Annotated in this window: 14 protein-coding genes and 1 pseudogene; 8 read left to right on the forward strand and 7 right to left on the reverse strand. The window is 64.4% G+C overall.

What is annotated here, in order from left to right:
* Positions 1-89 precede the first annotated feature (89 nt).
* Positions 90-803: a DNA helicase gene (locus tag AC56QQ_RS11170; protein WP_497127061.1), complete on the forward strand. Its 714-nt coding sequence runs from the start codon at positions 90-92 to the stop codon at positions 801-803.
* A 19-nt stretch (positions 804-822) separates the two neighbouring features.
* On the opposite strand, the gene AC56QQ_RS11175 is transcribed toward AC56QQ_RS11170, so the two are convergent.
* Positions 823-1,776 (reverse strand): hydrogen peroxide-inducible genes activator, encoded by a 954-nt coding sequence (locus AC56QQ_RS11175; protein WP_497127063.1) that lies wholly within the window; start codon positions 1,774-1,776, stop codon positions 823-825.
* A 315-nt stretch (positions 1,777-2,091) separates the two neighbouring features.
* Here AC56QQ_RS11175 and katG point away from each other — a divergent pair, with 315 nt between their 5' ends.
* Together katG and AC56QQ_RS11185 are read left to right on the forward strand one after the other, a co-directional pair.
* Positions 2,092-4,287, forward strand: a complete 2,196-nt coding sequence (gene katG, locus AC56QQ_RS11180; RefSeq protein ID WP_497127065.1) for a catalase/peroxidase HPI — start codon at positions 2,092-2,094, stop codon at positions 4,285-4,287.
* A 188-nt stretch (positions 4,288-4,475) separates the two neighbouring features.
* Positions 4,476-5,033: a GNAT family N-acetyltransferase gene (locus tag AC56QQ_RS11185; protein ID WP_497127067.1), complete on the forward strand. Its 558-nt coding sequence runs from the start codon at positions 4,476-4,478 to the stop codon at positions 5,031-5,033.
* Positions 5,034-5,039: 6 nt separating this feature from the next.
* On the opposite strand, the gene AC56QQ_RS11190 is transcribed toward AC56QQ_RS11185, so the two are convergent.
* Together AC56QQ_RS11190 and AC56QQ_RS11195 are read right to left on the reverse strand one after the other, a co-directional pair.
* Positions 5,040-6,077 (reverse strand): DmpA family aminopeptidase, encoded by a 1,038-nt coding sequence (locus AC56QQ_RS11190; protein ID WP_497127069.1) that lies wholly within the window; start codon positions 6,075-6,077, stop codon positions 5,040-5,042.
* A gap of 3 nt (positions 6,078-6,080) precedes the next feature.
* Positions 6,081-6,497 carry a MerR family transcriptional regulator gene (locus AC56QQ_RS11195; RefSeq protein ID WP_497127071.1) on the reverse strand — a complete coding sequence of 139 codons (417 nt, stop codon included), beginning with the start codon at positions 6,495-6,497 and terminating at the stop codon, positions 6,081-6,083.
* A gap of 107 nt (positions 6,498-6,604) precedes the next feature.
* On the opposite strand from AC56QQ_RS11195, the pseudogene AC56QQ_RS11200 reads away from it, so the two are divergent.
* Positions 6,605-8,861 (forward strand): annotated as a pseudogene (locus tag AC56QQ_RS11200) (heavy metal translocating P-type ATPase).
* A 36-nt stretch (positions 8,862-8,897) separates the two neighbouring features.
* Here the strand turns inward: AC56QQ_RS11200 and AC56QQ_RS11205 are convergent.
* Positions 8,898-9,728 carry an SDR family oxidoreductase gene (locus tag AC56QQ_RS11205; RefSeq protein ID WP_497127074.1) on the reverse strand — a complete coding sequence of 277 codons (831 nt, stop codon included), beginning with the start codon at positions 9,726-9,728 and terminating at the stop codon, positions 8,898-8,900.
* A gap of 96 nt (positions 9,729-9,824) precedes the next feature.
* On the opposite strand from AC56QQ_RS11205, the gene AC56QQ_RS11210 reads away from it, so the two are divergent.
* A complete protein-coding gene (locus AC56QQ_RS11210; RefSeq protein WP_497127076.1) occupies positions 9,825-10,721 on the forward strand; it encodes a LysR family transcriptional regulator in 897 nt (298 codons plus the stop codon).
* Positions 10,722-10,726: 5 nt separating this feature from the next.
* Here AC56QQ_RS11210 and AC56QQ_RS11215 read toward each other — a convergent pair whose 3' ends face one another.
* The 3 genes from AC56QQ_RS11215 to AC56QQ_RS11225 all read right to left on the reverse strand — a co-directional run bounded on the left by AC56QQ_RS11215 (position 10,727) and on the right by AC56QQ_RS11225 (position 14,050).
* Positions 10,727-11,911: an MFS transporter gene (locus AC56QQ_RS11215; RefSeq protein WP_497127078.1), complete on the reverse strand. Its 1,185-nt coding sequence runs from the start codon at positions 11,909-11,911 to the stop codon at positions 10,727-10,729.
* A gap of 156 nt (positions 11,912-12,067) precedes the next feature.
* Positions 12,068-12,277 carry a DUF2061 domain-containing protein gene (locus AC56QQ_RS11220; RefSeq protein WP_489862707.1) on the reverse strand — a complete coding sequence of 70 codons (210 nt, stop codon included), beginning with the start codon at positions 12,275-12,277 and terminating at the stop codon, positions 12,068-12,070.
* Between the two features lie 108 nt (positions 12,278-12,385).
* Positions 12,386-14,050, reverse strand: coding sequence for a Na/Pi cotransporter family protein (locus AC56QQ_RS11225; RefSeq protein ID WP_489862706.1), 1,665 nt, complete (start codon positions 14,048-14,050; stop codon positions 12,386-12,388).
* Between the two features lie 386 nt (positions 14,051-14,436).
* Between AC56QQ_RS11225 and AC56QQ_RS11230 the strand changes: the two genes are divergently transcribed.
* From AC56QQ_RS11230 to rpoD, 3 genes are all read left to right on the forward strand, one after another.
* The gene (locus AC56QQ_RS11230; RefSeq protein ID WP_497127080.1) at positions 14,437-14,805 is read left to right on the forward strand and encodes an RcnB family protein; all 369 of its coding nucleotides are present in this window, start codon (positions 14,437-14,439) and stop codon (positions 14,803-14,805) included.
* 140 nt (positions 14,806-14,945) lie between these two features.
* Positions 14,946-16,892, forward strand: coding sequence for a DNA primase (gene dnaG, locus AC56QQ_RS11235; protein WP_497127083.1), 1,947 nt, complete (start codon positions 14,946-14,948; stop codon positions 16,890-16,892).
* Positions 16,893-17,345: 453 nt separating this feature from the next.
* Entirely contained in the window at positions 17,346-19,367 is a 2,022-nt protein-coding gene (gene rpoD, locus AC56QQ_RS11240) for an RNA polymerase sigma factor RpoD (protein ID WP_489862703.1), read from the forward strand.
* The last annotated feature ends 134 nt before the right edge of the window (positions 19,368-19,501 follow it).

Raw genomic sequence — 19,501 nt, forward strand, 5'->3', positions numbered from 1 at the left:
TCATGCGGGGCTATCCGACCACCGAACCGACTGTTCGAGCACCAGGCATAAGGAGGGGTTGCGAAGACGGCTCGCACCAGGAGGTTGTGATGAAGCTATCCGCGCCTGTCCACAGGCTGAAGCGTCAAGCCAGGTTGTTGTCCCGCGAGGGCAAGGTTCCGCTCCACGAAGCGCTCGACCGTATTGCGGCACAAGAAGGCTTTGCCAGCTGGAGCCTGCTCGCAAGCAAGGCAGCCGAAACGGCGCCTGCCGGCGGACTGTTCGCGCAACTGGCGCCCGGCGACCTGGTTCTGGTCGGCGCGCGACCAGGGCACGGCAAGACCCTGATGAGCCTCGAACTCGCGGTGGAGGCCATGAAGTCCGGCAATCGGGGTGTCTTTTTCACGCTGGAGTACACGCAAAAGGATGTGCTGGACCGGTTTCGCGCCATCGGGGCGGAGCCGGCGCATTTCAACCACTTGTTCGAATTCGACAATTCCGACGCGATCAGTGCCGACTACATCGTCAGGGCGTTGGCGGCGGCGGCGTGCGGCACGCTGGTGGTCATAGACTATCTGCAACTGCTCGATCAGAAGCGGGAGAACCCGGACCTGATGGCGCAGGTCCGCACGCTGAAGGCCTTTGCGCGCGACAGGGGGTTGATCCTCGTCTTCATCTCGCAGATCGACCGCTCATACGATCCGGCGAAGAAGCCGTGTCCCGATATCGGCGATGTCCGGTTGCCGAACCCGCTGGATCTGTCGCTGTTCAACAAGACCTGTTTCCTCAACAGGGGTGAAATCAGGTTCCAGGCAATGGGCTGAGGATCAGGTCAGGCGGCCCTCATTGCGCTGCCGCCGGCAGGTCGAAGGGCTGCGCGACCGATGCCGGACCGTGCTGCTCGCGCATCGCGTCGGCCGACTGGCGAACCACTTCGGAAATCCGCAGGAGCTGCCTGGCGATCGGGCTTGTCTTGCGCCAGATCATGCCGATCGTTCGCGAGGGCTGCGGGCTGGCGAAGCGGGCGATGGAGACACAGGCCGAGCGTGTCTCCACCGGCACGGCCATTTCCGGGATCAAGGTGACGCCGACGCCGGCGCCGACCATCTGGACGAGGGTCGACAGCGAGCTGCCGTCCAGCAGTTCCCTAGGTCGAGCCGAATGCATGTTGCAGAACGACAGCGCCTGGTCACGGAAACAATGGCCTTCTTCCAGCAGGAGCAGCCGCATCTCGCGCAGCATTTCGCGGTTGGGTACCGGCTTACCCTCGTCTTCGCCCGGCCGGACCAGCACGAAGTTCTCCGCGAACAGCACGATTTCGGTCAGTGAAGGTTCCGACACCGGCAGCGCGACAATGGCCGCGTCGAGCCGACCGTCGGCCAGCTCCTGGATCAGCTTCTGCGTCTGCGTCTCGCGCACGTGGATATCGAGGCCATCATGCATGCGGGCGAGGTTGCCGATGATGGCGGGCAGAAGATATGGCGCGATCGTCGGGATCACGCCGATGCGCAGCCGTCCCACCAGATGGTCGCGCGAGGCCCGCGCCAAGTCCGCCAGTTCATCCACCGAACGCAGGATGTCGCGGACGCGGAGCGCGAATTCCTCGCCGAAATTGGTCAGCCGGACCTGGCGCGCGCCTCTTTCGAAAAGCTCCGTGCCCAGCGTCTCTTCCAATTCCTTGATCTGCACCGAGATCGCAGGCTGCGAGATCGCACAGGCATCCGCCGCGCGTCCGAAGTGGTTATGTCGCGCCAGCGCTTCGAAATAGCGCAGCTGCTTCAGCGTCAGGTTCGCCATAATGTCATCTTATCGCTGTAATCAGGAAATCCAACTTAAACTAATCAAGCTGCTTTGCTATAGGAGCGGTAAGGGAGATAGGAGCAGCCGGTGTCACACAGGCCCGACCTCATGGGCATGAGTGGTGCGATCGGGCCTGTTTTGTTTTCAAGACAGTCTTGTCCAAGGCAAGCTCCCGGCAGTAGGACATTTCGCATATTCGGGCTCCTGGCCATCGCGCAGGCGACGGAGCGGACCGTCTTCCAAGGGTATTCATAACCCTTGTTCACGCAGCAGTTGAGGCAACGCCCAACACAGCCACGATCGGAGAAAGACATGGACGCCAACACCGACGACAACAGCAAGGGCAAATGCCCGGTCGTGCACACTGCCGTTGGCAGGGTCAACCGCGACTGGTGGCCGAATCAGCTCAATGTCCAGGTTCTCCATCAGCAGTCGCCGCTGTCCGATCCGATGGGTGAGGCGTTCGACTATGCCGAGGAGTTCAAGAGCCTCGACCTCGACGCCGTGATCAAGGACCTGCATGCGCTGATGACGGATTCGCAGGAGTGGTGGCCGGCCGACTTCGGCCATTACGGGCCGCTGTTCGTCCGCATGGCGTGGCACAGCGCCGGCACCTACCGCATCGCCGACGGTCGTGGCGGCGCCGGAGCCGGCCAGCAGCGCTTCGCGCCGCTGAACAGCTGGCCGGACAACGTCAATCTCGACAAGGCGCGCCGGCTGTTGTGGCCGATCAAGCAGAAATACGGCCGCAAGATCTCCTGGGCCGACCTTATGATCCTTACCGGCAATGTCGCGCTGGAATCGATGGGCTTCAAGACCTTCGGTTTCGCCGGCGGCCGCGCCGACGTGTGGGAGCCCGAGCAGGACATCTACTGGGGTCCTGAAGGCAAGTGGCTGGCCGACGAGCGCTACAGTGGCGACCGCGACCTGCAGAACCCGCTCGCCGCCGTGCAGATGGGTCTGATCTACGTCAACCCGGAAGGCCCCAACGGCAATCCGGATCCGCTGGCCTCGGCGCGTGACATCCGCGATACTTTTGCCCGCATGGCCATGAACGACGAGGAGACCGTCGCGCTCATCGCCGGCGGCCACACCTTCGGCAAGACCCATGGCGCGGGCGATGCAGCACTTGTCGGCGCCGAGCCGGAAGCCGCCGATATCGAGCAGCAGGGCCTCGGCTGGGCCAGCAAGTTCGGCACCGGCAAGGGTGGCGACGCCATCGGCAGCGGCTTGGAAGTGACCTGGACAACGACGCCGACCAAGTGGAGCAACAATTTCTTCGACAATCTGTTCGGCTTCGAATGGGAACTGACCAAGAGCCCGGCCGGCGCGCATCAGTGGACGCCGAAGGGCGGCGCCGGCGCCGGCACGGTGCCGGATGCGCACAATGCTGGAAAGCGTCATGCACCCTCGATGCTGACCACCGACCTCGCGCTGCGGTTCGATCCTTCCTACGCGACGATCTCGAAGCGCTTCCACGAAAACCCGGATCAGTTCGCCGACGCGTTCGCGCGTGCCTGGTACAAGCTGACCCACCGCGACATGGGCCCGCTCGCCCGCTATCTCGGCCCGCTCGTGCCGAAGGAAGAGCTGCCCCGGCAGGACGTCATTCCGGCGGTCGATCATGTGCTGATCGACGAACAGGACGCCGAAGCGCTCAAGGCCAAGATCCTGGGGTCCGGCCTGTCGGTGTCGCAATTGGTCTCGGCGGCGTGGGCGTCGGCCTCGACCTTCCGTGGCTCCGACAAGCGCGGCGGCGCCAACGGCGCGCGCATTCGCCTCAGCCCGCAGAAGGACTGGGCGGTCAACCAGCCGGCCGAACTCGCCAAGGTGCTCGACAAGCTCGAAGTCATTGCCAAGGACTTCAATGCCTCGCAGACCGGCAACAAGAAGGTCTCGCTTGCCGACCTGATCGTTCTCGGCGGCAATGCCGCCATCGAGAAAGCCGCGAAGGATGCCGGTCACAGCGTGGATGTCCCCTTCTGGCCTGGCCGCATGGACGCCTCGCAGGAGCAGACCGACATCCATTCCTTCGCGCCGCTGGAGCCGACAATCGACGGCTTCCGCAACTATGTCAGCGGCAAGCAGCGGCTGACCGTCGAGGAGGCGCTGGTCGACCGGGCGCAACTGCTGACGCTGACCGCGCCGGAAATGACGGTTCTGGTCGGCGGCCTGCGCGTTCTCGGTGCCAATGCCGGGCAGTCGAAGCATGGCGTCTTCACCAAGCGGCCGGAAACGCTGAGCAACGACTTCTTCGTCAACCTGCTCGACATGGGCACGGAGTGGAAGGCGACCTCGGACGCCAAGGACGTGTTCGAAGGCCGCGACCGCAAGACCGGCGAAGTCAAATGGACCGGTACCCGCGCCGACCTGATCTTCGGTTCGCACTCGCAGCTGCGCGCGCTGGCCGAAGTCTACGCGACGAAGGACGCCAAGGCGAAGTTCGCCCGCGATTTCGTCGTGGCATGGACCAAGGTGATGAACGCCGACCGCTTCGACATCGCCTGAGCCGGCAAAGGCAATCCGGCGCGGCTCAACAGCCGCGTCAGGGGGTCCACCGCTCCCGACGACATAGACCAGGGCCGCGTTTCCAGCGATGGGAACGCGGCCCTGTCGCAAGAGGCTGCGCCCCGGTGGCACGTTCCTTCCCGAGCGACGCTGCTATCTTGTCGGAACAGCGTCTCCGCCGGTGCAGCATGGTTGAAATCGTCAAACCCGCGCTTGAGCATCTGCCATCCTACAAGGCAGCACTCGAGCGCGGCTGGTCGCCGGACAATGTGCGGCTGCTCCAAGCGACACGCGAGCAGCTTGCCGCGATCGAAAAGGATCCCGTGGCCTTTCTCGCCGACCTCGACGATCCCGAGGCCGGGGGCGGTCCGATCACCTTGCCCGACGGCAGGCAAGTGCCGCGCCTGCCGGGCTTCCGCCGCTGGATCTGGGATGGCGAGGCCGCTGGCTCGATCGGCTTTCGCTGGCAACCGGGCACGGCAGAGCTGCCGCCGCATGTGCTTGGCCATATCGGCTACGCGGTGGTGCCTTGGAAGCGGCGGCGCGGCTACGCGACCGAAGCGCTGCGGCTGATGCTGGACGAGGCGAGGGCGGTCGGGCTGGCCCATGTCGAGATCACCGCCAAGCCAGGCAATCCGGCGTCGCACAAGGTGATCCTGGCCAATGGCGGCAAGCTCGTCGGGCGCTTTTTCGAGGACGCCGCCTATGGCGGGGTGGAGAGCCTGCGGTTCCGGATCGAGCTGTAGCTCGCTTTACAGCCTTTCGGCCTGGTCGCGCAGCCAGTCGCCGAGCGACGCGCGATGCGAACCGGCCCGGCCCGTGAAGGCGTCGGCTGAAAGCATGGAGTTCAACACGGCTTCCTGCGTGGCCTCGGTCGCCGCCCGGAAAAGCAGGTCGATGCGCGCTTCGTTCAGGGTCATCAGCGGCGGCAGGTCGCGGGTTTCATCGTGATCGACCAAATTGCCGGTGCTGAAGGCGATGGCGATATCGCCGCTGCCATGGCCCCAGAAGGAGCCAAGCCTGGCGATGCCTGCTCCGGCGCGGCGCGCCACTCTCTCGAGCTGGCGGTGTTCGAGCGGGACATCGGTCGCCAGCACGACCATGATCGAGCCGCGTTCGGGCTGGTCCGGTTGCCTGGGATCGGGCCTGCGCCCATCGGGCAGAATGAGGTCGCCGGCCCTGCCGAAATTCGACAGGACGAGAACGCCAAGATGGCGTTCGCCAGCCAGATTGATCTTTCGCGACGCCGAGCCGATGCCGCCCTTGAAGCCGAAGCAGCTCATCCCCGTCCCGGCGCCGACATTGCCCTGCTCGACCGAACCTTCGTGGGCGTCCGCCAGCGCGGCGCGGGCGTGCTCCTCGGTAATCGCCAGTGCCTGGATATCGTTGAGCGGACCGTCATTGCATTCGCCGACCAGCGGATTGACGGTTCCGGTCGTGCGGCCGATATCCGGGTTCAGGCGGATCGCCTCGCGGATCAGCGCCGTGGCGCAGGTGCCGACCGAGAGCGTGTTGGTCAACAGGATCGGCGTTTCGATGGTGCCGAGTTCCTGCACCTGCGTCAGGCCGACAGTCTTGCCGAAACCGTTGATGACATGGCTTGCCGCCATCACCTTCTCGCGAAACAGATTCCCGCCATGCGGCAGGATCGCGGTCACACCGGTGTTGATGTCGCCGGTGCGCAGTGTGCAGTGACCGACGCGTACGCCGTGCACGTCGGTGATCGCGTTATGAGCGCCCGCCGGCAGGATGCCGCAGGTCAAGCCGTAGTCAACGACAGTCCTGGTCATGTGTCAGATGTGCTCGTCGGCACACAGCGCGTGGTCGGACAGCGCGCGGATGACGTAGCAGTCGCCGACCGTCTTGCCGTCGCAGCAGGAGGCGATGCGCTCCAGCTCGGCTTCCAGTCGCTTCAGCTGTGCGATCTTTTCCCGTACGGAAATCAGCTGTTCCCCGGCGATCCGGTCGGCGTGGCCGCAGGGCTGCTCCGGGTGGCCGCTCAACTCGATCAGCGAGCGGATGTCCTCGACGGCAAAGCCGAGGTCGCGGGCGTGGCGGATGAAGGCCAGCCGCTCCAGCTCCTGCCTGGAATAGCGGCGCTGGTTGCCTTCCGAGCGCTCAGGCGCCGCGACCAGCCCCATCTGCTCGTAGTAGCGGATGGTCGGCACCTTGACCCCGGTGCGGCGGGAGAGATCCCCGATCGAAAACATGAATTTTGCCTCTTGAAGCTCTAGTGACTAGAGCAATTATAGTGCCTGACATCAAGGTTCAAGACATGCGAGCAGATGGTTCGCGAGTGAGACGGACAGGTGACGGGATGACGGCTCCCCACGAGCAAACACCATTCAGGCAGACGCGGTTCAGGATCGGCGGCATGGACTGCGCCTCCTGCGCGGCCAAGATCGATACGGCGATACGCCGCCTCGACGGCGTCGCCGATGTCTCGGTTTCGGTGACCGGCGCCAGCATGACCGTCAGCCACGGCGGTTCGCTCAACGACGACAAGGTGCTGCAGCAGGTTGCGCGCCTGGGCTACGGCATCGTCAAGGCCGAAGCCGGGACCGATGGACGCACATCCCCGGCGATCGTGCATGACCATGCCGACCACGACCATGAAGGCCACGATCACGGGAACCATGATCATGACCATGGCGGCGAACAGCTCGCCAAGGCGGCCACGGGCCCATCTCATCTCCACGGCGATGCCGAGCCGGGGCAGGCGTGGTGGCGCTCCCGCCGGGCGGTGCTGACACTGGCTTGCGCGGCAGCGCTTGTTGCCGCCTACGGCATCGGCCATTTGTTCCCTGTGGCCGAGCGCTGGGTTTTCCTGGTCGCTCTGCTGGTCGGCCTGGTGCCGATCGCGCGGCGCGCGCTGATGGCGGCATTGGCCGGCACGCCGTTCTCGATCGAGACATTGATGACCATAGCCGCCGCCGGCGCCGTGATGATCGGCGCCACGGAAGAAGCGGCCGCGGTGGTGGTGCTGTTCCTGATCGGCGAACTTCTGGAAGGTGTCGCCGCAGGCCGCGCGCGGGCCAGCATCCAGGGGCTTGCCGACCTGGTGCCGAAGACGGCACTGGTCGAGCGGCCGGGCGGCACGATCGAAGTTCCCGCCGACCTGCTTGTGGTCGGCGATGTGATCGTGGTGCGGCCGGGCGACCGCATTCCAGCCGATGGCGAGATTGTCGAAGGGTCGAGCGATATCGACGAAGCGCCGGTGACAGGGGAGAGCACGCCGAAGCGCAAGGGAATCGCGGAAACCGTCTTTGCCGGTACGATCAGCAGCGACGGCGTGCTCAAGGTTCGGGTCAGCGCCGCCGCCGCCGACAACACCATCGCCCGGGTGGTTCGTCTGGTGGAGGAGGCGCAGGAATCCAAGGCGCCGACCGAGCGCTTCATCGACCGTTTCTCGCGATATTATACGCCGGGGGTGCTGGGGGTTGGTGCGCTGGTGGCGCTGCTGCCGCCGCTCGTCGCCGGCGGTGACTGGAACGAATGGATCTACAAGGGCCTGGCGATCCTGCTGATTGGCTGCCCCTGCGCGCTGGTCATCTCGACGCCGGCGGCGATCGCCGCCGGTCTGGCGACCGGCGCGCGGCGTGGCCTGTTGATGAAGGGCGGCGCGGTGCTGGAAGGCTTTCGCCGGATCACCGCCGTCGCCTTCGACAAGACCGGCACGCTGACCGCGGGCAAGCCGGTGGTGACCGACATCGTGGCGTATGGGGGCGATGAACGCACCGTGCTGGCGCTGGCGGCGGCACTGGAGCAGGGCTCCAGCCATCCGCTGGCGACGGCCATCCTGGACAGGGCCAAGGCCGACAAGGCGCCGGTGCCGCCGGCGCTGGTTGCCAAGGCGATCCCGGGCAAAGGTGTCGAAGGCAGCGTCGGCGGCGTCGCCGTCTTCCTTGGCTCCGGCCAGGCGGCGAGCGAGCGCGTGGTGATGACCGAAGCGCAACGCCTTGCCATCGACAGCCTCAACGGCCAGGGCAAGACCGTCTCGGTGCTGATGGCCGATGGCGTGGTGGCAGGGCTGATCGCCATGCGCGACGAGCCGCGACCGGATGCGGCGGCCGGCATCATGGCGCTGAAGGCCGAGGGCATCCGCACGGTGATGCTGACCGGCGACAACCGCCGCACGGCGCAAGCCATCGCCGCTTCGCTCGGCATCGAGGCGCGGGCAGAGCTGTTGCCTCAGGACAAGCAGCGCATCGTCGGTGACTTGCAGCGCGAGGGGCTGAAAGTGGCCAAGGTCGGCGACGGCATCAACGACGCGCCGGCGCTGGCCGCCGCCGATATCGGCATCGCCATGGGAGGCGGCACCGATGTGGCATTGGAAACGGCGGACGCGGCGATCCTGCATGGCCGCGTCACGGATGTCGCGCGCATGGTGCGGCTGTCGCGGGCGGTGATGGCCAATATCAGCCAGAACATCACCGTGGCGCTCGGGCTGAAGGCGGTGTTCCGTCACCACCATTGCCGGCATCACCGGCCTGTGGCCGGCGATCCTGGCCGACACGGGCGCCACCGTGCTGGTGACCGCCAACGCCATGCGCTTGCTGCGCTGGCGGGGGTGATCCGGCGTTCGGCGGACGCCGCTCAACCGCTAGCCGTCAGGGGTCGATATCCATCGCGAGCGCTGCGTCCTTCTGGTTCTCCAGTTCCGTGAGCCTGCCTTGGAGCGCGCTGCGGATCGAGGCGTAGGCGGTAGCGCCGAAGGTCAATCGGCGCGGAGCGGGATTCTGCTCGACCGAAGCAATCATCGCTTCGACCATCTTGTGCGGGTCGCCCTTGACGTCGAACGAGCCCTCGGCAAAGGCCTTGCGCAGGTCGCCGACCGGCGTGTTCGCATAGATTTCCTCAGACTGGGAACTGATCAGGCTGGCGCCGAAGTTCGTCTGCGTCGGTCCGGGCTCGACGAGTGTCAAGCCGATGCCAAAGGACGCTACCTCCTGCCGAACGGATTCAACGAAGCCTTCGATGCCCCATTTGGTGGCGTGGTAGAGGCTGAAACCGGGATAGACCATCTGGCCACCCTCCGAAGAGACTTGCAGGATGCGACCGCCGCGCTGTTTCCTCAGATGCGGCAGTGCTGCCCGGATTACCTGGATGGAGCCGACAAGATTTGTGTCGATCAGGTCGCGGATCTGGTTGTCGTCAAGCTCTTCGGCGGCGCCGAACAGGCCGTAACCGGCGTTGCTGACGATGACATCGATGTGCCCTAGATCGTCAAAGGCTTTGCCGATCGTTGCCTTGATCGCATCGCTGTCGGTCATTTGAAGAGAAGCGATCCAGAGGTGATCGCCATGATGCGCTTTCAAATCGGCCAGCGCCTGCGGCCTCCGCACCGTTGCGGCAACTCGATCGCCACGGACCAGAAGCCTTTCCATCAGAAGCCGTCCGAAACCGGACGAGGTGCCGGTGATGAACCATGTCTTGGCCATGGGAGAAGTCCTTTCGTTGTTGACTTCGGCCAAGACTACTCCACCCAACTCATGATACTATCCGTTCAATTTTGGATAGGTTGATGAAGATTCACCATGAATTCGAAGCCCGGACTTCCCGAATTGACGGCGCTGGCCGCAATCGTCTTGCATCGCAGCTTCCGCAAGGCGGCCGACGATCTTGGCCTGTCCCCCTCGACGCTCAGCCACATGATGCGGACGCTGGAGCGGGGGATGGGCGTGCGCCTGCTCAATCGCACCACACGCAGCGTTGCGCCGACCGAGGCTGGCGAACGGCTGGTCGCACGCCTGCGGCCGCTCTTGTCGGATATCGATGCGGCACTAGCCGAGGTTGATGACTTCCGCGGTCTTGCCTCAGGGACACTGCGGATCAACACCAGCGAGATCGGTGCCCGGCTGTTGCTCAGATCCGTGTTGCCGTCGTTTCTTCAGCGCTACCCCCAGGTCTCGCTCGATCTCGTCACCGAGGGAAAGCTGGTCGATATCGTCGCCGAAGGCTTTGATGCCGGCATCCGCCTGGGCGAGGCCGTACCGCAGGATATGGTCGCGGTGCGCTTCGGTGGGCCGACACGCTTCATCGCCGTTGCATCGCCGGCCTATCTCGCCGGCCGCCCGGCTCCGCACACGCCAGATGATCTCGGGGATCAAACCTGCATCCGGTTCCGCCTGCCGAGCGGTAAGCCCTATCGGTGGGAGTTCGAGAAACATGGCCAGGAGATTGCCATCGACGTTCAGGGCGTACTGACACTCGACAATATGGAGTTGATGGCCGAAGCAGCGGCTTGCGACATGGGCGTCGCCTACATATCGGACAAGACTGCCAAGCCTTACCTCGATCAGGGATCGCTCGTCAGCGTGCTGGACGATTGGTGTCCGCCCATTCCCGGCTTGTTCCTCTATTATCCAGGCCACCGGCTGGTGCCGCCGGCGCTGCGCGCCTTCATCGACGTGTTGAAAGAGACGAAGGGCTGAGGTCGCTACTCGGCTGGGGCCGTCAGCGGCGGCGTGGCGTTGCTGCGCCACTCCCAGACATACGAGCCGAGCGCGACCGCGACGGCGACCAGCATGGCGAAAGCGCCAAGCAGCGGCAGGCTGCGGTAGCCGAAGCCGGCATTGAGCATGGCGGCGCCCAGCGACGCGGCCAGCGCGATGCCGACATTGAAGCCTGACGGAATGAGCGACGAGGCGAGGTTCGAGGCGTCGGCGGTCCAGGCCAGGATGCGGGTCTGGATCGGTGTGCCGATGGCGAAGTTGAGCCCGCCCCAGACGACGATGGCGATAACCATCGGCACCGGATAGGGGCTGACGGCATAGATGACGGCGAGCGTCACCGTCTGCAGGGCCAGCATGGTGATCAGCGACGGCATCAGCTTCCAGTCGGAGAGCTTGCCGCCGAGGAAGACGCCGAGCGTGGCGCCGACGCCGTTGAGTAGCAGCACCCAGGGCACCAGGCCCTCGTCTAGGCCGGTGACCTCCAGCAGCGTCGGCGTGATGTAGGTGAATAGTCCGAACTGGCCGATCATCAGCATCAGCATGAGGATCAGCGAGGTCCAGACCTGCTGTCGCGCCAGCACGCGAACCTCGCGGGCAAGGCCGGCGGGCCTGGCCGACGAGCCTGTGGTGCGCGGCAGCAGCGCCGCCATGGCAAGCGTTGCCGCCACGCCGAGCGCGCACATCACCCAGAAGGTCGCGCGCCAGCCCCAGATGTTGCCGATCGCGGTACCCGCCGGCACGCCGATGACGTTGGAGACGGTGAGGCCGGACAGGATGACGGCGACCGCCATGCCGCGCTGGTCCTCGCGCACAAGGCCCACCGCGACAACCATGGCGACGCCGAAATAGGCGCCATGCGCTACCGCGACGGCAATGCGCAAAAGCAGCATCGAGGTGAAGTCGGGCGCCAGCGCGCAGGCCGCCTGGCCGATGGTAAAGGCGAGGGCGAGGCCGAGCAGCAAGGTTTTGCGCGACAGCGACTTGGTAGCGAGCGCCAGCAGCGGACCGCCGATGGCGATGCCGCAGGCATAGCCGGAAACGAGATAGCCGGCGGAGGGAACCGAAACGCCAAGCCCGTCCGCCACTTGCGGCAACACGCCGGCGATGACGAATTCGGTGGTGCCGAACGCGAAGGCGGCGATGAACAGGGCGATAAGCGGCAGCGACATGGCGGGGAGCGATCCTCGAGTGCGGGCCTCAAACCATGGATGCGCCTCGTGGGCAATCCAGAAATTATGGACGCCGCTTTAGCTTTTCTTGATCGATTCTCGTGTCACCGGCCGCGCGGCGGCTGGGTAAGGCGGCGGCCGTCGCGCCCGGGGGCGCTACGCCGGGGTCTTGCGTCCGTATGGAATCTTGAGCCACGCCCGTTCGTGGAAATAGTAGAGCAGCGACTTGGTGACGACCTCGGTCAGGCCGATGGTCGCGGCGAGCTTGAGGCTTCCGGTCACGACCAGCGAAATGATCATCGTGTCGATGGTGCCGGTCACGCGCCAGGAAAGCGCCTTGGCGAAACTGCGTGAATGGGTATCCATCGATTTCCTCCGAAAGGCTGGGCCAACCGACCCTTATCCTGACTGATGGAAACAGAGCAAAGGTATTTTGCCGCCGAAACGAGGACGGGTGTGCGCGATGGCCGTGAATCAGCTCGCCTTCAGCCGCGATCCGGTGAGCAGACCGCGCTCTTCCAGCACGGGATAGGCCATCGAGGCGAGCAGTGAGTTGATCTGCTTCAAGTCGCGGATGGTGTCGAGGTGGATCGAGCTGGTCTCGACGCTCTTGGCAGTGCCGTCGCGCAGGCGCACGAAATGGCTGGCGCTGGTTTCCTTCTCGCGATCGCGCAACTGGTCCTTTTCCAGCACCAGCTGGCGGGCGGTTTCGGGATCGCGCGACACCAGCACGTTGAAGGCAAGCCGCGCATTGGCGAGCACCGAGGCGTGGAAGGCGCACAGTTCGCGCCAGCCTTCGTCGGTGAATTCCAGCCCGCGTTCGAGCTTCTTCTTCACATGCACCAGCATGTTGCGCACGATGATGTCGCCGACCTGCTCCAGCTTGACGCAGGCGCCGATGAGCTCCTGGCAGCGCAGCGCCTCGTCCTCGGTCAGCGGGTTCTTGGTGACCTTGGCCAGATAGAGCTTGATCGCCGCGTGCTTGCGGTCGACACGGTCGTCAAGGGCTGCCAGCGCCTTGATCTTGTCGGCGTCGGCGCTCTCGTAGAGCTCGATGATACGCTTGAGCATGATCTCGACCGTCTCGCAGACCCGCACCACCTCCCGCGTAGCGTTGGCCAGCGCCTGGCTCGGCACGTCGAGCGCGCTTTCGTTGAGCGCCGACAGTTCGACAACGTCCAGCGTGCCGGCCGGCGCCGACCGGGTGCCCAGTGCGACGATCTTCTCCGAGGCGCGGTAGACGAACGCGGCCAGCGGCAGGCCGGCCAGGAGGATCAGCACATTGAACAGGATGTGGGCGTTGACGATCTGATCCGCCGCCGTCGAACCGAGGAAGGCGAAGTGCGGCCTGAAGATCATGACCACGATCAGCATGACCAGCGAGCCAAGCCCGCGCATCAAGAGGTTGCCGATCGGGACGACACGCACTTCGGGGCTCGAGGAGCGGGTCAGCATCGGCGCGATGATCGAAGAACCGAGATTGACGCCGAGGATGAGAACGACGCCGAGTTCCGGCGTGATCAGGCCACGGCCGGCCAGCGTTGCCATCAGGAGAACCGCCGCGATGCTCGACTGGAACAGCCAGGTGATCAGTGCCGCCAGCAGATAGGCGGTGATGGAATCGCTGGAAAAGTAATTGATGATGACCGGCAGGAGCTGGCTGTTGCGCAGCGGCTCCGATGCCTGGCCGATCATTTCAAGCGACAGGATCAAAAGGCCGATGCCGACCAGGATGCGGCCGGACTGGCGCCAGTCGCGCCGCTCGGTGGCCATGAACATCACCGTGCCGGTGATCAGGCAGAGCGGCACCAGCAGCGTGAGATCGAAGGTGAGCAGCTTGACCACCAGCGCCGAGCCGATCTCGGCGCCGCGCACGGCAAGCTGGCCGGCGGCGCCCGAGACGATGCCGGAGCCGGCGAAGGAGCCGACCAGCAGCGTGACGGCGGTGGAGCTCTGCAGGGCGATGGCGAGGCCGGTGCCGGCCAGCACCGCCATGATCGGATTGCGCATGGTGGCGCGCAATTTGTGGCGCAGCACGTCGCCATAGGCGCGTTCGACGCCGGTCTTCACCATGCGGGTGGCAAACAGCATCAGCGCCACCGCGCCGGCCAGATGCAGAAGAACCACCGAACCGCTCATCGCGGTGCCCGCACGCAGGCAGGGGGCGCGACGCGGACAGCGTGGCGAGCAGGGTGAAAAACAGGATTACGAATCATGATCATGACAGTCGTCGATAATAGCTCGGATATTTTAGCCGGATAATAAAATCTTGTCGATTTCAAGGGTCCGTTGCGGCGCGACAGGCCGTGTCGGAAAATGGACGGACGCGCGGATGGTTGCATCGCCAAGCCGCGCTCGTGCCGCGGATGGCAACGTCGCCGCGCTTCTGGCGCCTCGCTTTGCGGCGATGTTCAATTCTCTGCGGTAAATGAAGGAATTCATTACATAATTGTAATGCGAGTATTCAGTTTCGGTTCATCCCGTGGCGGCTATCCCTTTGGCATCGACAACCAAGGAGACTTGTTATGAAACGCATTGTCCTTTCCGCCCTCGCTTTCACGATGCTGGCCGCCACGTCGCTCACCGGCCAGGCCGCGCCGATGAATGCACCGAACGCCCCGCAGTCGAATTACGGCCAGGTCGACTGGCAGAAGCCCGGCCACCACGCCGATGTGAAGAAGCGGGTCTTCAAGAAGAAGGTCGTCGTGAAGCGCAACCACTGGCGCAATGGCCACAAATATTCGAGCTGGAAGCGTCATCAGCCGATCCGCGACTACGGCCGCTACGGCCTGCATCGTCCCGGCCGCGGCCAGGAATGGATCCGCGTCGGCAACGACTATGTTCTGGTCGGCATTGTCTCCGGCGTCATCTTCGGCGCGCTCGCCGCGCATTAAATCCCGGCCTGGAACTGAAAAAGAGAAGGTGGCCCGCAACGGCCGCCTTCTTTTTTGCCCTGTGGAAACCGGGTATGGTCCGCATTAGGGGTCGTCGGCCCCGACAGGCATGATTATATGAGCGGGAAACGAGTTGCCCGATGCGCTTTCCGCCCGCCTTCCTCGACGAGATACGCGACCGTGTGCCGATTTCATCGGTTATCGGCCAGCGTGTCGCGTGGGACAGGAAGAAGACCAACGCGCCGCGTGGCGATTATTGGGCCTGCTGCCCGTTCCATGGCGAGAAGAGCCCGTCCTTCCACTGCGAGGACAAGAAGGGCCGCTATCACTGTTTCGGCTGCTCGGTCTCTGGCGATCATTTCAAATTCCTCACCGAACTCGACGGGATGAGCTTTCCCGAAGCGGTCGAGAAGATCGCCGACATGGCCGGCGTGCCGATGCCGGTTCGTGATGCGCAAGAGGAGCGGCGCGAGAAGGAACGCGCCAGCCTGACCGACGTCATGGAGATGGCGACCACGTTCTTCCGGGAGCGGCTGCAAGGGCCGGAGGGGGCGAAAGCCCGCGCCTACCTGCGTGACCGCGGGCTGACACCGGCGACGCAGCAATCGTTCCGGCTCGGCTTCGCGCCCGACAGCCGCAATGCGTTGAAGGAGCATCTCGCGGCAAAAGGCGTTCCGAAGGCCGACATCGAGGCCTGCGGGCTGGTGCGCCACGGCGACGACATTCCGGTTTCCTATGACTGGTTCCGCGACCGCATCATGTTCCCGATCCCGGATTCGCGCGGCAAGATCATCGCCTTCGGCGGGCGGGCGCTGGCGCCCGATGCCCTGGCCAAATACATGAACTCGCCCGACACCGAGCTCTTCCACAAGGGCAATGTGCTCTACAATTTCGCCCGCGCCCGCAAGGCGCTGGCCAAGGGCGGCACGGTCATCGCCGTCGAAGGCTACATGGACGTGATCGCGCTGGCGCAGGCCGGCTTCGAGAACGTCGTGGCGCCGCTCGGTACCGCGCTGACAGAAAACCAGCTCGAGCTGCTTTGGCGCATGGCGCCGGAGCCGATGCTGTGCTTCGACGGCGACAAGGCCGGGCTGAAGGCGGCGTGGCGGGCCGCCGACATGGCGCTGCCGTCGGTGCAGGCCGGCCGCTCGGCGCGCTTCGCGCTGCTGCCGGAAGGCAAGGATCCCGACGATCTGGTCAAGGCCGAGGGGCCGGACGCGTTCCGTGCCGTATTGGCGGACGCCAGGCCGCTGGTCGACCTTCTGTGGATGCGCGAGACGGCGGGCGGCGTCTTCGACACGCCGGAGCGGCGTGCGGAACTGGAGAAGACGCTGCGCGAGCTGACCAGCCGCATCCGCGACGAAAGCCTGCGCTACCACTATCAACAGGAGATGCGCGAGCGCGTTCTGAGCTTCTTCGGCTCGCAGCGCGGTGCGCGCCATGGGCGTCAAGATGGCGGCCGGCCAGGCGAGCGCGGCCAGGGCAAGGCGGCCGCGCCCGGCGGACAGTTCGCCAAGAGCGGCGGCGGCCGCATCGCGATCACTCAAAGCCTCGGCCAGTCGGCGCTGGTCAAACGCGGCAGCGAGGGGATGTCGATGCGTGAGGCGACGATCATCGTCGCGCTGGTCAACCATCCGGCGCTGATCGACGAGAATTTCGCTCATATCGAGTTTCTCGATCTCGCCAACTCCGACCTGCAGCGGCTGCACGCCGCCATTCTCGACGCGATGGCGCATGACATGGCCAATGACCGTAACGCGGTGATCGCGACAATCGAGCGCGCCGGCTGCGCGGAGATCTGGGAGCGCGCCGTCGGCCTGATCCGGCGGGCGCGGCAGTGGCCGGCGCTGGAAACCGCCGCGCTTGACGATGCCCGCGACGCTTTCAGCCAGGCGCTGCACTTGCAGCGCAGCGCGCGTACCTTACATAAGGAGCTGAAACAGGCGGAAGCGGCGCTCGCCACCGATCCCACGGACGAAAACTATCGGCACCTGATCGAAATTCAGGCGCAATTCCAGGATGTACAGGCGACGGAAGCGCTGATCGAAGGATTCGGCGTGTCCTCGGGCAGGGCCGGGCGGGCTTAGAGCATGATCCCGAAAAGTGGGAAAACATCATGCTTCCACCAAAAGAAAGATAGAGCCGATTCCGGCCCACCGGGGCGGAATGGGCTCGGGCATGAGAGTGAAATGTGTAGGCGTTGTTGCGCGTGCAATCGGCGCGTGGCGGGCTAAGTCGGGTAATTGATTCGCTTTTTTCATGCGAATCATGCGAGAGGCGCTTGACCTTCCGACAGAATGGCGGAATCAGGACGATTCGAAACGTTAACCCGCACCCGCGTCGACGGGAAATGCAGCGATGTGAGGTACTGGTCACTGGACAGGCAGGCTGCCTGCCACAGATATCAGGGTTAATCTGGACTTAACGTAGATGCAGTTACTGGCCCGGTGAAGCGCGTTTCACAAGCGAGCGCATCCGATTTCACTGGTCCGGCAGCTTACGCGGCTTCGATGTTCGGCCGCTAGGAGAAGAAAAAGACTATGGCGACAAAGGAAAAGGAAGAGGTCGAAACCGAACGCGAAGGCGCCACCGATGGCCCTCTGCTCGACCTTTCCGATGATGCTGTCAAGAAGATGATCAAGGCCGCCAAGAAGCGCGGCTATGTCACCATGGACGAGCTGAATTCGGTGCTGCCGTCGGAGGAAGTCACCTCCGAGCAGATCGAGGACACGATGGCGATGCTGTCCGACATGGGCATCAACGTGGTCGAGGACGACGAGCAGGGCGAGGAGCCGGAAGGCGGCGATACCGCCGCCGACGCCGAGGAAGACGCCAACGAACTGGCCGAGCAGACCGGCACCGCCGTTGCCGCCACAACCACCAAGAAAGAGCCGACCGACCGCACCGACGATCCGGTGCGCATGTATCTGCGCGAGATGGGCTCGGTCGAGCTCCTGTCGCGCGAAGGCGAAATCGCCATCGCCAAGCGCATCGAGGCCGGCCGCGAGACGATGATCGCGGGCCTGTGCGAAAGCCCGCTGACCTTCCAGGCGATCATCATCTGGCGCGACGAGCTCAACGAATCGAAGATCCTGCTGCGCGAGATCATCGATCTCGAAGCCACCTATGCCGGCCCCGAAGCCAAGCAGGCACCGGTGGTCGAACGCATCGAGGAGGCCAAGGTCGAGGAAAAGCCGCGCCGTTCGCGCGACGAGGAAGAAGACATCACCAATGTCGGCGCCGACACGCGCGGCTTGGTCGATGACGACGAGGAAGACGAGGACGAGGCGAGCCTGTCGCTGGCGGCGATGGAAGCCGAACTGCGCCCGCAGGTGATGGAGACGCTCGACGTCATCGCCGACACCTACAAGAAGCTGCGCAAGCTGCAGGATCAGCAGGTCGAGAACCGGCTGGCCGCCGCCGGCACGCTGTCGCCCAGCCAGGACCGCCGGCTGAAGGAGCTGAAGGACCAGCTGATCAAGGCGGTGAAGTCGCTGTCGCTCAACACGGCGCGCATCGAGGCGCTGGTCGAGCAGCTCTACGACATCAACAAGCGCCTGGTGCAGAATGAAGGCAAGCTGCTCAGGCTGGCCGAAAGCTATGGCGTGCGCCGCGAGGAGTTCCTGAAGGAATATCAGGGCTCGGAGCTCGACCCGAACTGGACGCGCTCGATCGGCAACCTGACCTCGCGCGGCTGGAAGGAATTCACCAAGAACGAAAAGGACGCCATCCGCGACCTGCGCGCCGAGATCCAGCATCTGGCCACCGAAACGGCGATCTCGATCCTGGAATTCCGCAAGATCGTCAACCAGGTGCAGAAGGGCGAGCGCGAAGCGGCGATCGCCAAGAAGGAAATGGTCGAGGCCAATCTGCGCCTCGTCATCTCGATCGCCAAGAAATACACCAATCGCGGCCTGCAGTTCCTCGACCTGATCCAGGAAGGCAATATCGGCCTGATGAAGGCGGTCGACAAATTCGAATACCGCCGCGGCTACAAGTTCTCGACCTACGCGACATGGTGGATTCGGCAGGCGATCACGCGTTCGATCGCCGACCAGGCGCGCACCATCCGCATTCCAGTGCACATGATCGAAACGATCAACAAGATCGTGCGCACCTCACGCCAGATGCTGCACGAGATCGGCCGCGAGCCGACGCCTGAGGAACTGGCCGAAAAGCTCGCCATGCCGCTCGAAAAAGTGCGCAAGGTGTTGAAGATCGCCAAGGAGCCGATCTCGCTCGAAACGCCGGTCGGCGACGAGGAGGATTCGCATCTGGGCGATTTCATCGAGGACAAGATGGCGATCCTGCCGATCGACGCGGCGATCCAGGCCAACCTGCGCGAAACCACGACGCGTGTGCTGGCCTCGCTGACGCCGCGCGAGGAGCGCGTGCTCAGAATGCGCTTCGGCATCGGCATGAACACCGACCACACGCTGGAAGAGGTCGGCCAGCAGTTCTCGGTCACCCGCGAACGCATCCGCCAGATCGAAGCCAAGGCGCTGCGCAAGCTCAAGCACCCGAGCCGCTCGCGCAAGCTGCGCAGCTTCCTCGACAGCTGATATTTCACAAACAACACGATTTGAAGGGCGCCATTGGCGCCTTCTTCGTTCGTGGCGCGCGCTCTTGCGGCGCATACACTTCGGGAGGATAATTTTGCGTCGGATGCATTTTCTGGGCGACAAACCCGGATGCC

It is taken from the genome of Mesorhizobium sp. RCAM 05099, from assembly GCF_059683685.1.